Genomic DNA, 15,835 nt, shown 5'->3' with positions numbered 1-15,835 from the left:
AATTACCTCATTGTTTTAAAATTTAATGTATCAATAATTAAAACAACTTTACCATGATTATTAACCACAAAAGCAAATCGACCATCAGGTCCTAAAATAATCTCACGTAGATCATCTCCAACAAATATAACATCTTCCACTTTAGAAGTAATTTTATTAATAATAGAAATGGTAGAGTCACCACAGTTACCTGTCAATAAATAAGAACCAAAACTAACTACCACATGATTTTTTCTTTTTCTTACACTTTGAACTAAATTGCTATACATAATCTTCTCCTTCTTTTTTATTTTGTTGATGAGCAAAATCTGTGCCAAAATAATTTAACGAATTTTTCTTCTAATTTTAATCTTTATTGAATGGATTTTTCTACACTAAGAAAAGAGTTTAAAATATATTATAAATCTCACATGTATGCTATTCTCTACAATTGTGACATATTGGCACATTTTTTAAAAAAAAAATAAAGCCCCTTTTAGGGGCTTTAATTTATTTTTTATTTTTTATTTTTCTAATTATTACTGCCAATAGCTAAGAGTAAAAATACCTATATGAGCCCTTCCTGTGCCATCATAAAGATATGGCTTTGCATCTCCATAATATAGATAATTATATTCTACATTTAAAGAAAAATGTTTGTTTATTTGATATGAGACACTGCATGCCAAATCTAATTCCCTTATATGTAGGTCAGAATATTGCTGTACTTCTGAAAAATCATAATTATAATCTCTGCTAAACCCATTAGTTCCATTATCAATCTGGGTTGCAGCTGTTGGCCCATCAAGTTCAATCTTTTCCATATGTGCCTTTGAATCTGTATAAGCAGAAGATATACTAAAATTAAGTTTTTTTGAAAACAAATAATTTATAGCAAAGATGCCAGTATGACCTTCCATCCAATAGCTTCCATTTGCTATTTTCGAGCCATACAGGCTCGAATGTGTTCCGCCAGCTCACCCATCATAGACAGGCACACATAATAAACTATTTGTTTTTCCATACTTGTATAAGTAAGAAACTGTAAAACTTAATTTATCTAATGGGGCATACCAAATGCTTAAAGAAGGCATATGAGTTTTATTTGCCCACTCAACTGCTTTATTTTTTTCCTCTATCCAACGATAAAAGGCAGTGACTGATAGTCTATCATAAACAGGCACAGTAGTATCAAACCTAATTTCGTGCGTTAATGTTGGCAGATTTGTTAGTGTAAGATTTCTCATTTCATGAAGTTCCCAATACTGTGTACCATAAAATGCGGCGCTAGTGGCACCAGTTATACTTGTTTCTCCATTAAAAGCCGCATCTACATTAGCAAAAGGTGCATCTATACTTTTATATTTATATGTTAGTGTTGCCCTTATAGGTTTTTTAATTACAGGTGGTTTAAACCTTGCATTTATAGCTAATTTTGCCCTGTGTTCTTTTGTTTCTTTATCATTAGAGGTTACATAATAATGGTCTCTTTTGATTTCCCTCCATTCATAACTTCCCCTTAACGTAATTCCTTTCATAAGCAGGTAGACCATATCAAGCCCTACTTCATATTGTCTTCTAGACATGGCTGAATTTCTTGTAAAATCAGGATCTATTGCATTATAAGTTCCACCATGAGAAGGGTCTGCCCAAGTATGACCAGCATTAGTTCCAGCACTAGATACAGGTTCGTTTGTATCTACAAAAATACTTTGATTAGCTAAATCTAAATATCTGAAATGGACATTAAAAGAAAGACCAGGTATCATAGCACTTGATAATCTAGTAAATATTGTCTTTAAATTAAATTTAAGGTCTTCTTCTTTATTTTCTGTTTCTGAATAAACACTACCTATAAACATACCTGTATTTAAAGAAGGAACATAACTATCTAGTTTCACTATATGTGAATATTTTCTTGATCTTGGAGAATGAGCATATGGCAATTTTGTGTTTTGGTATTGAACTCTGTCATCAAAAATATATCCTTTCCCACCAGGGTGGACTGCTCTATCATAATAATTTTCAGGAGCCATTGCATTCTCACGAAATTCTCTGTCTAGATATTCATAACTGAAACTTACACGTGCTTTCTTGCTTCTATATGTAGCAATAAAACCAGGATTATAATCTTCAGTATATTCGTCTATCCGTTTTGATCTACTTACTACGTGACAGGCAGAACATTTACTCATAGTAAGTGCTTGCCTTTCACCCCATCTTGCTTCTGTTCTATAATTGAAGAATGTTTTTAACTCAAAAGGCAATTCTAATGGAATTCTAAGTGTAGTTTTACTTTCTCTTTCAGAGCGAACAATACTATAGTCTCTACCAGATTCAAGATCAGTATATGTTACCAAAGGAGGAATTACATTTGTACCTGTAGTTGCAGCTGCATAAAGGTTTGTTAATGGATCATGGTCAAGCCAATGTTTAAAACGATAATAAGTAAACTCTTGAGTAAGATATCTTTTTATATCCACACTAGCAGAGTATTGCTGATCTTCTTCTTCATAATAAGTTCCACTCCCTGAAAAATACAAATCGTTTATTTTACCATTAAGAAAGAAACTAATATCAGGTTGTACTCCTGTATTTAACACATCATATTCTCCAACTTTTACCTTTGATTCATGAACACCTACTCCATGAATTCCTGTTTTAACTTCAATATTAATATCTTTATCAGCCCAACTATTGGATAGAAATACTACACAAAGAAAACTCATTAAAATAATGCCTATCTTTTTCATCATAATTAAACCTCCTTTATCTTGTTAATGCCTTTCCTCTTCCAGGCACAGATTGTGATGGGAAATCAGAGCCATGAATTTGTGAGTGACATTGAGTACACTTTGTTGTAAATGCCATCTTATAGCCATTAGCAGGAAATGCCCCATGATAAACAGGTGTCTCATTAGCATTCTCTATTAAAATATTTTTGTGTGTCGACTTACTTAACTCTCCTACTCCGCTTTCTTTTCCAGCATGAAAATGAAACTCATGACATTGTAAACAAATAAAAGGCTCATTTTGTCTTAAAAGATTGTTTGCTATTGTTCCATGAGGTTCATGACAGATACAGCAATCTTCAACTACAGGTGGATGCTCATAAATAAAAGGCCCTTGATATTTTGCATGACACTTGAAGCAGAGGTCATTTATTCTTTCTTCGGTCTTTAAACACTTAATAGGAGAACCATGAACATCATGACAGTCATTACAAGTCATTCTTTTTCTTCCTGTCCTTTCTGATTCCCAGATAGGATGATGTGAAGGATAAACAGTTTTCATCCTTATGTCCTTATGACAGTCATAACAGAGCTTTGGTTCTGGTTTTGTAAGCAGTTTTTCTTTAGTAGTATGAAGTTTATGACAATCTGTGCAGGCATTCCCATTTAAAACATGCTCACTGCTTCTCCAATAGGGTTTTTCATGACACTGAAGACATATCTCTGATTTTTGAGCAAAATTTAATTTTGAAAAGCTTAAAATCTTTTCAGAATCACCTTCCTCTGCATGAAGACTTCCAGGCCCATGGCAGGATTCACAACCTTTTTGAACTCCCACTGCCTCAAAAGAAGCAAGACGACCATGAATGCTTGTTTTAAACTCATTATAGATATCCTCATGACAATCAGCACACACTTTAGCCCCTACATAACTTGCCCCTTCAATGGTAGGTAGTGTACAAACAATCGGAGAGAAAAAGCTCCTACAGGCAAACATCCCAATAAATAAACTTACCCCTATTACTGCCCATACCCATCTTTTTTTCATCATATTTCACCCTCAAAGTGAAATTATAAAATTTTTTATCTAACTAGCGCTAAAGTACAAAAAAATCAAATTAAAAATAATTATGTAAGAAAAAGTCAAATCAAAAAATATTATGTAAATTGTGAATAATTTAGAAAAACAATATAGACTAACAATTATAAAAATTTTTTATAACTTGAGGTGTATTTTGTTCGAGGAATTTGCAGAAATTTTTTATAGACGGAAAAGTCAATTTATCCGGGAGATAAATTAAATATCTATCGTACTTTAAGATTCCTTCTTTCAATTTAATCATTTTAAGGCTATCCTCCTTAACATCTAACAAAACTGTGCATTTAGGTACAATTCCAATACCTTTTCCTTCTTTAACAGCAAATTTGATAGATTCATTACAATCTAAGATCATAGAAATTTTTAATCTATTTAAATCTAAACCATGCCTCTTACAAAAATTTCTAAAACAAACAGTAACTCCTGAATCATCTTCGCGCATGACAAGAAATTCTCTAGTTAATTCTGAAAGGCTTATCTCTTTTTTAGGATAATTTGAAGGGGCTATTAAGGTAAGCTCACAACAAGCAATTTTTTTATAAAGGATTTTATGGCTATAGGGTATGACACTTGTTATTCCTAAATCAATTTTTCTTTTTAGAACTTGCTTAATAATTTCATTATTTGAACAAATTTTTAATTTCATACTAACCTCAGGGTACTTTTTGCTAAAAGTACATATAATCTTAGGCAACCAGTACTTTCCTGGTATTACGGTAGAACCTATCAAGATAGTCTTTTTATTCATTTGATAATGAGAGAGTTCTTTAATTAATTGTTCACTAATTATTTCTAGCTTTTTTGCATAAGAATAAAGTTTACGACCTGCTTCAGTTAAAGTTATACCATCATGTGATCTCTTGATAAGCTTTACTCCTAAAAGTTGTTCTAATGCTTTTATCCGTGCACTTATAGCTGGCTGAGTTACAAAAAGTCTCTCTGCAGCTTTGGAAAAACTACCTAATTCAACAATTGTAAGAAAAGCTTTTATAGAAAATAAATCAAAATATAACATTATTTTTTAATTCGAATAACTATAAACTGCTTCTGCCCAACCCCAACTTTCTTTAGGCAAATGAGACAAATAATCAATTAAAAGAGAGAGAGAATTAGCTTGATTAAAATCATTTAAATTTTTAAAAATAAATGCTTCTGTAAGTTGTTCTAGCTGAAGATCCTTTTTCTCCAAACAGATTACTAAAATTTTCTCTTTAAAACGATACTTTTCAGGACAATTAGGATCTGGTATCACTTGAAAAATATAACCTGCTTTTTTAGCTTCTGCGCTAGGATAGTGAAAATATCGCACTGGTGATGTAAGAGGAGTAATGTTATCAGGGAATATCCTGCCTACTTTATCCTTACAAAATACAGTAAAAATATATGGAAAACATGGTCTATTTGTTTCTATATCTATTTCCAATTTATCTCCAGGATAAGGATGGTAATTGGAAAGCGTCACTTTTACCTGAATAGGCATTTTATAAGAAAATTTATCCAAATCTTTTTTACTTATCTTTGCTTTCTTTTTAAAACACTTTTTTACCTTTTCTAATCTATTTTTTCTACATTCTGGGAATTCAGCCCAAAAATTTATTTTAGCCTCTGTACTAAGTTTTATACCCAAAAGTTCTGCTACACTTATAGCAGCTTCTTTAACTAAAAAATACAAATCTTCTATTTTGCCAGATACACGTTTAATACCTTTGCTTACCCCAGATTCTGTATCATAGATCTCAACCTGCAAATAAAGTATATTTTCAATTTTTTCCCAACTACCTATGACAATAAATTTTGCACCTGCAAAAGAAACTATCTCTGTTTCCTCTTTACCCATCTCTATTGTAAACACCTGTTCTTTTAAAATATGAGAAAGTTCCTGCTCTCTTGCTACAACTGGAATACCCAAAGCACCTAATTGTCCCTTTAATATATCTGGTAAATAATAAGAAAGATAAGAAAATTGATAAGAAGGACTTATTGTCTTAAAAGGTATAGCAACACGGACAGGCGCAATGTTTAAAGGTACAACAGAAATTTCTTTAGGCGGAGGTTTAGTGGATGTAGAAACACAACAAATGCAAAATATACATATTAAAATTGTTATTAAAGTTTTAAAAAATATCATTCTTCCTTTCCTTGTACTAAAGGTAGCATTGCTTCTAGTGAAGGATTATTTGGATTTAATTTCAATCCTTTTTTTAAAAGTCTTTTTGCTTCTTCCTTTTGATTTGTTTGTAAATAATATCTTACTGAAATTTGATATATCTTAGTTTCATATGGATATTTATTTAATGCCTCTTCTATAATTTGTTTTAATTTTACATCTTCACCAAGGGCAGAAAGAGTGTAGATAAGATAAATATATGTATCCTTTTGTGGCCATGTCTTTAATGATTTTTCCAATAATTCATATGCCTGACCATAATTTCCTTTATTTAAAGCATTTATACCTTTTTCCCTTAAAGATTCTGCTAATTTCTCTAATTTTTTAGGATCTAATTCTTTTTCTTCTCCTTGGGGATAGGGTGCATTAAGAAAACTTTTTACTTCTATTTTGCCTATTAGTAGGAAATTGCCTGGTTCTTTTGTACCAAAATAATTTGCCTTCAAAGTTAAAGGAATGTTACTTTTTATATTAACCTTATTCTGCCAAAAATTATTTTTTGAAATATGAGGTTGACCTGAAAGAATCTCTATTGCCACTTCATTTTCTTTAAATTTACATTCTGTAATCTCTACCTCTCCTTCTTGTATAGAAATAGCAGGATGTAAATTAATAAAGGAGCTTTTTTTAACCTCCACTTTATGATTTGAATCTACTATTAGACCTATATTTCCTTTTTCTATCGTCAAATTTGTACAAGATGCCTTTCCTTTTATTAAAAGCGCTTTTTTTGCCCCATTTATTGTAGAATCTTCAACAATAAGTTTACCTGTTGGAGCAACTTCAATGCCTATCCAGTTATCTGTTTGTGGTTTAAAGATTGTTTCCTTTAAAAGTAATTCTCCTTCAACTATAATACTTGCTTCTTTAGAACAAGTAATAATCACATCTGGACCAATTTTTGCATTTACTCCCAAAGGTACTGTTGCTGTTTTTTCAAGCAAGTATTTGCCAGAAAGATACGTACCAGAAAGTGTTTGGGGTAATGTTTGTTCTGTAAGTACAGGTAAACTAATTGGTCCATATTGAAGAGGTTTAGATTGATTGCCTACATCATCAAGTGCAATTACTCTATAGAAATAATTTTTACCAGGCTCTATATCTTTATCTTCATAAGTAAATTCTTTCACTCTGGCAATTTCTTTGTAATCTGTTAATGGGTTGTTGCTCCTTAATATGAGAAATGCTATAGTTTCAGCATCATCTGTATGCCAGTTAAGTTTTATCGATTTTTGTCTAATTTCTGCTGTTAGATTTCGTGGTATTTTAGGTGGACAACCATCAATAGTAATAAAAGGAGAGGTCTCTATCCAATCCCTGCGTTGTCCATCTGGTCGTGTGAGATGAACTACTAAGATGCCATTTTTAAGATTATCTCCTTCTTGCACAACATATACACCTTTATAAATACCAGGCTCTATTTCAGACATATTTATACCTTTTTTAAATTCACCTAAATCAAAACTGGCATTTAAACCTGCATCTCCTTCAATGCCTACTAAAATTTTATCACCTAATTTAAAAGGCTCAGATGTAATATTTGTTACTACTCTTAATATTTTTGGTCTTTTCATAGCTTCTGAAAAACCAGGAATCAGACTACTTACTTTAAAAGCCCACTCAAAAATAACATTTTTGATATGAATATCACCCGCACTTGTTATAGCTGATGAAACCACTGTGGCAATAGCCCCTAATGGGTCTGCTGCTAAAGCAACCTTTTTGCGTGTAGCTGTCTCACGCCAACATCCTAATTTTTTATTTTTATTTCTACTATATAAACATAATTCTGCATCTACTTTGTAGTATTCAATAAAGGCAATATTTACGCGTGAAAGTTTATAAACATTGATTGTAACAATTCCATCAGCTTCTGGTAATTTTTTAAAAGCTTCTTTTAAAGAAAATTTTTTAAAAGAAATCTCTTTACCTAACTTTGCATCTACAGATGCAAAGGGTAATGAAACAAAACCTTTACCTACTAAATAATTTTGAATAACTCCCCTAATAAGTTGACTTACATAGGATTGAGAAGAAATTTTTTTAACAAAAAAAGGAGGAAAAATAGCAATACGTCTTGGTAAATCCTTTTCAGCAATATAATATACTTGTTTTTTAGACTTTTCTTTTTTAGCTGCATAAAGACAGGATATATTTAAAGAAATTAAAGCAATAAGAAAACATATTATAAATTTCTTCATTTTTATCCCTTCCAAACAGTTTTTAATAATTATATCTAAAAAAGAAAAAAGTCAAAGACAAATTGCTTGACTTTTTTGATTGTCCATTTTAAGCAAATACAAAATGATTGTTTCACTGATCATAATAGGTAGTATAATAATTTATCTTTTTTGCTACAGATTTTATGGTCTTTATTTACAAAAAAAGATAGTGCAACCTAGTGAAAACCCAACACCAGCTGTACGATTACGTGATGATGTAGACTTTGTACCAGCAAACAAATATGTTCTTTTTGGACACCATTTTGCCTCTATTGCTGGGGCAGCACCTATTGTTGGCCCAGTCATTGCTTTAGCCTGGGGTTGGTTACCAGCATTACTTTGGGTTTGGCTTGGTAATATCTTTATTGGAGCAGTTCATGACTATCTTTCTTTAATGAGCTCTGTACGTTATGATGGTCATTCTATACAGTGGATTGCAAGTAAAGTTATTAAAAAACGCACAGGTTATTTATTTGCTTGGTTTATTTTGTTTGTTTTAATTTTAGTAGTAGCAGCCTTTGGAGCAGTATTAGGAAAAATATTTGTAGCTAAGCCTCAAGTACCTCCTTCCTATTTTTTACAAATTGTTGCTGCATTAATTCTTGGTCTTTTACTTTATCGTCTTAGAATTTCCTTTTTATTAGCCACTTTAATTGGCATTATCATGTTAATTGGAGCTATTGTTTTAGGCATGTATTTTCCTATCAATGCAAGTTATAAAACTTGGATGTTTATTTTTTTCTTTTATATTATCTTAGCTGCCTCTTTACCTGTACATGTGCTTTTACAACCAAGGGATTATCTGAATGCCTGGTTATTAGTAGCAGGATTAATTTTAGGTAGTTTTGCTATATTGTTTTCTTTTAAAAAAATCACATTATTTGCTTTTACAAGCTTTAATGCCCCTTTAATTGCTCATAAACCTACACCATTTTGGCCAGTAGTTCCTTTAATTATTGCCTGTGGGTCATTATCTGGATTCCACGCCCTAGTAGCCTCTGGCACTACCTCTAAACAACTTTCTAAAGAAATAGAAGGACTTTTTATTGGCTATGGCTCTATGCTAACTGAGGGTTTTCTTTCTACTTTAGTTATTGCAGTTGTCAGTGCTTATGGTCTTAATGTTTTAGCTCCTGATCTTGCAACTACTCTTAAAACTGATGCCCTAACATTTGCCCAACATTATAGCAAAGCAATAAATAGTGCTGGTGGGCCAGTTGGGCTTTTTTCTAAAGCATATGGATTAGCTGTACATACTATTTTAGGATTACCAAAAGAATTTGTTACTATATTAGCAGCTATGTGGGTAGCAAGCTTTGCTATGACAACTTTAGATACTACTAATCGTCTAGCACGTTATACTTTAACAGAAATTTGTGAACCTTTAAAAGACATTTTACCTTCTGTTTTTAAATTTATAACCAATCGTTGGATTGCTTCTTTAATCCCAGCTATTATTGGAATCGGATTGGCTTTGACAGGTGCTTGGTCAATTATTTGGCCTGCTTTTGGTGGAGCTAATCAGATGCTTGCCTCTATTGCTTTAGTAACAGTTTCAGCCTGGGTTATTCGGGTACAAAAAAGACCTGGATTAATTTGTCTTATACCTGCTCTTTTTCTTTGGCTAACTGTTACTTTAGCTATGTTTTGGTATCTTTTTGTAGCTGTGCCTGCTTTTATGATAAAAAATACATTGCAAGCATATGTTATAGGCATTATTGTCGTTATAATGCTTAGTTTAAACTTTTTATTAATTTATGATTTTTTTAAAAAATGAAGTTATGGAAAACATTTAAAAAAAAGTGCTCATATTTTGCTGATGGTTTTAAAGATAAAAGCATAGAAAAAATTTTGCAAGAATTAGAGGAAATGGAAAATGGTTTTGCTTTATTAATCTGTGGAAGCCTTATTGGATTACCTGCGCCACCCTCTCTTTTAACCCTACGTTTATTACCTTATTTAGAAAGAGAAATAAAAATTATGCTTTCTAAATCTATTTATTTAGATGACAAATTAGCTATGTGGGCAGAAATGATAGAATTATGAAAAGAATTTATTTCTTTTTAGGAAAGGGTGGTGTAGGTAAATCTACTTTATCTATAAGCCTTGCTCATTATCTTTGGAAAAAAGGGGAAAAAGTCTATTTAGCTTCTATTGATCCTGCACATAACCTTTATGATATTTTAAATTTACCTTCATTTAAAGGAGAAAAAGAAGTAAAGCCTTATTTTTGGATAGAAGAAGTAGATATTGATGCTTATTTGAAAAGGATTTTATTTGAAATAGAGGAAAAGATGCGTCATCTTTATGCTTACCTTCAGATAATAAACTTAGAGAAAATATTTGATTTAATTAAAGATACACCTGGCATGGAAGAAACAGCTACTTTATTTGCTTTAAAAGATATTATTAAAAAGCATCAAGAAAAAGATTATATCATTATTGATACTCCACCTACTGGTTTGATGTTAAAAATTTTTAGCTTACCTTTTATTTCAAAATTGTGGTTAGAAAAACTTTCAAAATGGCGAGAGAGAATTTTAGAAAGGCGAAAAATAATTGCACATGTAAAAGGAAAAGATTTTTTAGGTAAACAAACAACTATTTTACCAGAAGAAGATAAAGTTTTACATGAATTAAATTTTCAAAAAAAAGTGATCTCTTTTTTAATACAGCTTCTTACTGATAAAGAAAAATCTTATTTTATTTTGGTCATAAATCCAGATGAGCTTTCTTTAAAAGAAGGGAAAAGAATCATGAATACATTAAATAGATTTAATATTTTTGTTAACTTAGTTATTTTGAACAAAGCTGGACTTACAGAAAAAAAAGAAATTAATTTTTTTAAAAATTTACCTAAAAAAGAAGTATCCTTTTTAAAAAATCTTAAAGATATTTTAAATTTAACATGGGATGATATTTAATTTTATTTTTCTCATTATTTTCACTTTATGTATAATTGCTGTTTATCACTGGGGTCAAAGAAAAAATCTTTTTCTTTGCCGTTTTTGGTCACAAAATTTAGAGAATATTTTAAAACCTAAAGATAAACAATATACTTGGTTAGGTGGAGTAATTGGATTTAGAGCTGATTATATTGCACCTCCTTTTAAAAAGATAAAAATAATTTTGCGTTTGATTCCAAGACAAAGCCTGCTTTATCTTCCTTTTATTCTTCTTTTTGGGAGAAAAGACAAATTACAAATCCTGTTTTATTTACCTTATTCTATCCCAGAAGAGATCCATATTGTGCGAAAAAAATGGTTTATGCCTAAGATTTATAATGAAGAAAAATTGAAAAAAAAGAAAATCACTTTTAAAAACAAAACTTTTTTTATATTTTATGAAAAAACATTTCCAAAATTAAAAAATTTTTTTAACTTAATTCAATTAGATTCATTTCATCACCTTGCCCTAACTAAAGAAAAAAATATTTTTTATCTTTCATTTCAATTCACACCTAAAAAAAGCAACGCTATTTTTGAAGTATTAAGAAAAACATTAAATTTGCCTTTAATTTAAGAATAAGATACAATAAAATTGATGAGCTTAAAAGAGAAAATCAAAGCCAAAATTGTTTTAGACCGTCTTTTTAACCAACTTTCAGAAAAAGATTTAAATCAGCATTTACGTTTTGAGTTATTAAGAAAGCTTTTAAACATGGCTTCTTATAAAAAATATGAAACAAGAGATTTAGAAATTTACACTGATGGCGAAAATATTTTAGTTTTAGATGCAGAATTACCTTTATATCGCTCAACTACCATTGAAGATGTAGCTATGCGAAGAAATCCAACTTTAAAAGAGATGATTAACCCTTTTAAAGTAAAGCGCATTCTTTCACATAAAGATATTCTTTTTTTACGAGGAGATGAAACAATCTCATATATTTATAAAACAGCCTTATCACAGCTTGATCTTTCTATGAATGAAGATGAAATAAGGGAAATTTTTGAGGAAAGCATATCTACTTATTGGCGAGATAAACCAGAAGAAATACAGGAAATGATAGAAATAATATTTGAAATACTTGGTTATGAAGAGGTTGTAAAACAATTGCAGCTGCCTCCTTATAACATTTATGGTATTCCAGAAAAAAGAGGTTATCGTGATTTAGTAGTCATAAGCCCTGATTGGCGAGAGATAAAACTTATTACTGGCTCTTTTCTTATTGGAGAAATAAATACCCTTATACATTTAAGTCAAGTAGCCTTTGGGCATAAAAAACCAGACATTGAAGGTATAAATGTCTTTATTTATTGGGGCAAACAAGCCATTGAAACATTGCCAAAAGTAAATCATGTTTAATATTCTTTCTTGGCTTTTTCCTAAGCTTCCTTTTCCTGACCAATATACTGTAAATACACAACAAATTCCTACAAGGAATATTCGGTGTATTCTTCAATATAGAGGTTCTGCTTATCATGGTTGGCAAAAACAACCTAAAGGAACTACTATTCAAGCTATTGTAGAAGATTGTCTCTCTCGTATTCTCAATGAATCTATACGTATAAAGGCAGCTAGCCGTACTGATGCTGGTGTTCATGCATTAATGCAAGTCATAAATTTTCGTACTACTTCCTCTTTATCAACAGAAAAAATATGGCGAGGTTTAAATAGCCTTTTACCAAAGGATATAGCAGTTATTTATGTAGATGATGTAATAAGTGAATTTGATGCTCAATTTTCAGCCAAAAAAAAGACTTATATTTATCTTATATTGAATACAACACAACGTTCACCTTTCTTAGAAAGATATAGCTGGCAAATACTTCATAATCTAGACATAGAGTCCATGAAAAAAGCAGGCAATTGTTTGATAGGACAACATGATTTTGCTTCTTTCATGGGAGCAGGAAGTGATGTAAAGTCAACAGTACGTGAAATCTTTCGTTTAGAAATAAAAGAATTTTCTCCTTTAATTATAATTGAAGTTGAGGCAAATGGTTTTCTTAAACATATGGTGAGAAATATTGTAGGGGTACTTATTGAAATTGGACTTAGAAAAAGACATTGGAAAGAAATAAAAACCATTCTTGATGCTCGTGATCGTCGTATGGCTGGGATTAATGCACCGGCTAAAGGACTTTTTTTAAAAGAAGTAAAATATTAATCTGTATATTTGTCAGCTACTGTACTAGCACCAAAACTCTCTGGCTTAATTTGAGCAGTATAACCAGAGGCATTTATCCAAGATACTACTTCTTGAATCAATTCCTTTGTCTTTCCATGATTGCCTACATCAGAGTGTATTTCTATTTCTAAATCAGTTAAACCATGTTTTTTTAAGAGATCATCCAAACGAGCAGCAACAGCTAAACTTAAAGCAGTCTCATGATATATAGCTGCTTGAAGGCTATAACGGCCAACTTCACTTCTTTGTCTTTGATAAAAATATACCCCTCCTTTTCCTATACGATAAAGAATAATAACTGTAACATAGGTGAGATAATCTGTATGCTTCTTAGAATCAGTACCTACTATAAGACGACATCCTCCATCTGAATTAATAACTGTTTGGACAATAAGCTCAGCAATCTCCTCAAGATGTACTTCACCCTTTGTAGGACTAAAAAAAATATCTTTAATTTTTACTTTTGTTTTTGCCACAACTGGCTATTATGCTTTCATTTTTTTAAGCTGTCAAGACAATCAATCTCACATATCCATCTCTCTTTCATAGCTTCAATTTGTTCCTTATAGTCCTTTATTGATTGTTCAAGTCCGCAATCACGGCAGACCACTTTAGCATTAGCTCAGCGACCTTTAATCTCTGCCCTTCCTCCACATATACAGCAAACAAGAAAATCATTTTTTTCTTCTTGCTTTTTTTCTAGCATATTGTTTAGCCCGCTTAATTTTTTCTAATTGAAACATTTCGGGTGTAAGAATTAAAGGTTGAGTAGATATAGGTATTGAAGGCATTGTTTTTTTAGCTTTTATTGAAACCTTTTCAAGAGGTGGCCCAATAATATATTTTGATGGCAATTCCTTAACTAAATAAAGGAACTCATTAAGGCAATAAAATATTATACCTTCTTTTGCTGCTTTATTTGCTCGAACTTCAACAAGAACAGGCTTTTGATCTCTACGTTTTCCAACACGCATAGCAAGCTCTTTATTTACAGAAAGAGGAAAAAAAGGATATTTTGTTGGAATAAAACCATGTTCTAAAATATGTGGATATGTCTTACGACGTATTGCTGCATAAAGAATTTTTGGTGGATTATTTTCAGGGAAAAGTGCATATTGTGGATTAATGGCTCTAATTTTATTATCTTTTATCTCAAATTCTTTCCTTTCAAAGAAATTAACAATATCCATAATATGAGAGATACGAACAAATGACCAATCTTTTTCTTCATTTATAGCCTGAATTAAATCTTTTAAAAAAACAAAACCTTGTTCATCTAATATTAAACCAAATTCATCTGGCCGATGGGCAAGAATATATTTCATTAATTTAGCAATTCTTTCCAGGGTACGTTCATAATTTTTTTGTTTCATCTTTTATCTTTTTATAGCAAGAATTACAAAAATAAGCAGATTTTTTATCAGTATCAATTATACTATTAGAGAAATGCATCACACAATAAGGATTTGAACAATGAGGGAGACCAAAAAGATGTCCTAATTCATGGACAGCTTCTTTTAATACGCGTTCTTTAAAAATATTTTTATCCTCTGGAAGACCATAAAAAGAAGTGTGCAATCTTGCTAAAGCAATCACTGCTACTCCTGCTAAAATAGCTGCTTCACCAAAGATAAAGTTAAGACCTGGAGCATACAAATCTGCTTCTACAATTCCCAAAATAAATTCATTATCCTTTTTTTCTTTTAATAAAACCTGAATAAAAGGTGAAGAAAGATATTGTTTACGATGAGAGTCATAGGCTTTAGGTATTGAAATAGGATTTTTTTCTTCTACAGGTAGATTAAAAATTTTTTCTAAATTATTTTTTAAAAAAATTAAAATTTCTAAAGAAATACTATTAAAAGGAATAAGAACAATTTTTTTAGGCATTTTCTAAATTTATTCTTATTTCTTTAAGTAAATGAGCTGGGCTTTTTATAGGATAATTTAATTTTTCAAGAAGTTCTTCCATTGATTTGTCTTGAATTTTTATTCCTTCAAGTTTTTTCAAAAGTACATCCTTTGTTACAGGAAAGTCAATCCCTTTAAGACGTCTCAATACCTCTATAGGCCAAGTAATACCTAATGCCTCTGAGCTTTGGATTACTAAATCAGCAAAAATAGTTAAATGATCTCTACCTTCCTTAATCTCTTGATAAGCTAACTTTGCCAATCCTCCAGCAGTATGTGCCTTAAGATCCTTTTCTTTTAATTCTCCTTCAAGTTTTTTCATAACCAATTCTGGATCTGCCCTCAAAATATTTCTTACAGTCTGGCGAGTTAAACCTAAAAATTCAGCAATCTCACTCTCTGTTTTCAAATATTCATTGGATAAAACAACACTATAAGCTGCCTCTAAAAGGCTTGGAATCCAAGTAAGGTTTCGATAAAGTATAAGTTTGCGTGGGCCACCAATCATCTCTAAAGATTTTAAAAATACTCTTACTGCTAAAGCATCTATATCCTGAGTCTTAATTTCTTGTGGAGTAATGACAGGCATAA

Annotated in this window: 17 protein-coding genes; 6 read left to right on the top strand and 11 right to left on the bottom strand. The window is 31.0% G+C overall.

What is annotated here, in order from left to right:
- Positions 1-2: 2 nt before the first annotated feature.
- The 7 genes from LWW95_04365 to LWW95_04335 form a co-directional block, all read right to left on the bottom strand.
- Positions 3-269, bottom strand: coding sequence for a hypothetical protein (locus tag LWW95_04365; protein ID MDL1956273.1), 267 nt, complete (start codon positions 267-269; stop codon positions 3-5).
- Between the two features lie 249 nt (positions 270-518).
- A complete protein-coding gene (locus LWW95_04360) occupies positions 519-899 on the bottom strand; it encodes a hypothetical protein (protein ID MDL1956272.1) in 381 nt (126 codons plus the stop codon).
- Positions 900-956: 57 nt separating this feature from the next.
- Positions 957-2,735, bottom strand: a complete 1,779-nt coding sequence (locus LWW95_04355; protein MDL1956271.1) for an MtrB/PioB family outer membrane beta-barrel protein — start codon at positions 2,733-2,735, stop codon at positions 957-959.
- Positions 2,736-2,748: 13 nt separating this feature from the next.
- A complete protein-coding gene (locus LWW95_04350; GenBank protein ID MDL1956270.1) occupies positions 2,749-3,762 on the bottom strand; it encodes a DmsE family decaheme c-type cytochrome in 1,014 nt (337 codons plus the stop codon).
- Between the two features lie 145 nt (positions 3,763-3,907).
- Positions 3,908-4,825 carry a LysR family transcriptional regulator gene (locus tag LWW95_04345; protein ID MDL1956269.1) on the bottom strand — a complete coding sequence of 306 codons (918 nt, stop codon included), beginning with the start codon at positions 4,823-4,825 and terminating at the stop codon, positions 3,908-3,910.
- Between the two features lie 6 nt (positions 4,826-4,831).
- Positions 4,832-5,938 carry a hypothetical protein gene (locus LWW95_04340; GenBank protein MDL1956268.1) on the bottom strand — a complete coding sequence of 369 codons (1,107 nt, stop codon included), beginning with the start codon at positions 5,936-5,938 and terminating at the stop codon, positions 4,832-4,834.
- The gene (locus LWW95_04335; protein ID MDL1956267.1) at positions 5,935-8,178 is read right to left on the bottom strand and encodes a hypothetical protein; all 2,244 of its coding nucleotides are present in this window, start codon (positions 8,176-8,178) and stop codon (positions 5,935-5,937) included. The genes LWW95_04340 and LWW95_04335 overlap by 4 nt, the downstream gene beginning before the upstream one ends.
- Positions 8,179-8,281: 103 nt before the next feature.
- Between LWW95_04335 and LWW95_04330 the strand changes: the two genes are divergently transcribed.
- Genes LWW95_04330 through truA form a run of 6 tightly spaced genes read left to right on the top strand, consistent with a single transcriptional unit; the run spans position 8,282 to position 13,312 of the window.
- On the top strand, positions 8,282-9,976 hold the full coding sequence (locus tag LWW95_04330; GenBank protein MDL1956266.1) for a carbon starvation protein A: 1,695 nt from the start codon (positions 8,282-8,284) through the stop codon (positions 9,974-9,976).
- Complete coding sequence (locus tag LWW95_04325; GenBank protein ID MDL1956265.1) at positions 9,973-10,245, top strand: hypothetical protein; 273 nt, start codon at positions 9,973-9,975, stop codon at positions 10,243-10,245. The genes LWW95_04330 and LWW95_04325 overlap by 4 nt, the downstream gene beginning before the upstream one ends.
- A complete protein-coding gene (locus LWW95_04320; protein MDL1956264.1) occupies positions 10,242-11,123 on the top strand; it encodes an ArsA family ATPase in 882 nt (293 codons plus the stop codon). The genes LWW95_04325 and LWW95_04320 overlap by 4 nt, the downstream gene beginning before the upstream one ends.
- On the top strand, positions 11,113-11,721 hold the full coding sequence (locus LWW95_04315) for a hypothetical protein (protein MDL1956263.1): 609 nt from the start codon (positions 11,113-11,115) through the stop codon (positions 11,719-11,721). The genes LWW95_04320 and LWW95_04315 overlap by 11 nt, the downstream gene beginning before the upstream one ends.
- A 21-nt stretch (positions 11,722-11,742) precedes the next feature.
- Complete coding sequence (locus tag LWW95_04310) at positions 11,743-12,507, top strand: hypothetical protein (protein MDL1956262.1); 765 nt, start codon at positions 11,743-11,745, stop codon at positions 12,505-12,507.
- Positions 12,500-13,312, top strand: a complete 813-nt coding sequence (gene truA / locus LWW95_04305; protein MDL1956261.1) for a tRNA pseudouridine(38-40) synthase TruA — start codon at positions 12,500-12,502, stop codon at positions 13,310-13,312. The genes LWW95_04310 and truA overlap by 8 nt, the downstream gene beginning before the upstream one ends.
- On the opposite strand, the gene LWW95_04300 is transcribed toward truA, so the two are convergent.
- The 4 genes from LWW95_04300 to LWW95_04285 all read right to left on the bottom strand — a co-directional run bounded on the left by LWW95_04300 (position 13,309) and on the right by LWW95_04285 (position 15,833).
- On the bottom strand, positions 13,309-13,809 hold the full coding sequence (locus LWW95_04300) for a ribonuclease H-like YkuK family protein (GenBank protein ID MDL1956260.1): 501 nt from the start codon (positions 13,807-13,809) through the stop codon (positions 13,309-13,311). The genes truA and LWW95_04300 overlap by 4 nt on opposite strands.
- Before the next feature lie 198 nt (positions 13,810-14,007).
- On the bottom strand, positions 14,008-14,706 hold the full coding sequence (locus LWW95_04295) for an RNA 2'-phosphotransferase (protein ID MDL1956259.1): 699 nt from the start codon (positions 14,704-14,706) through the stop codon (positions 14,008-14,010).
- On the bottom strand, positions 14,687-15,223 hold the full coding sequence (locus LWW95_04290) for an archaemetzincin family Zn-dependent metalloprotease (protein MDL1956258.1): 537 nt from the start codon (positions 15,221-15,223) through the stop codon (positions 14,687-14,689). The genes LWW95_04295 and LWW95_04290 overlap by 20 nt, the downstream gene beginning before the upstream one ends.
- Positions 15,216-15,833, bottom strand: a complete 618-nt coding sequence (locus LWW95_04285; GenBank protein MDL1956257.1) for a bacterio-opsin activator — start codon at positions 15,831-15,833, stop codon at positions 15,216-15,218. The genes LWW95_04290 and LWW95_04285 overlap by 8 nt, the downstream gene beginning before the upstream one ends.
- Positions 15,834-15,835 lie beyond the last annotated feature (2 nt).

The sequence above is a fragment of the Candidatus Desulfofervidus auxilii genome (assembly GCA_030262725.1).
Classification (GTDB): domain Bacteria; phylum Desulfobacterota; class Desulfofervidia; order Desulfofervidales; family Desulfofervidaceae; genus JAJSZS01.
The sequence above is the reverse complement of the archived record's forward strand: the minus strand, read 5'-3'. Positions and strand labels throughout refer to the sequence as shown.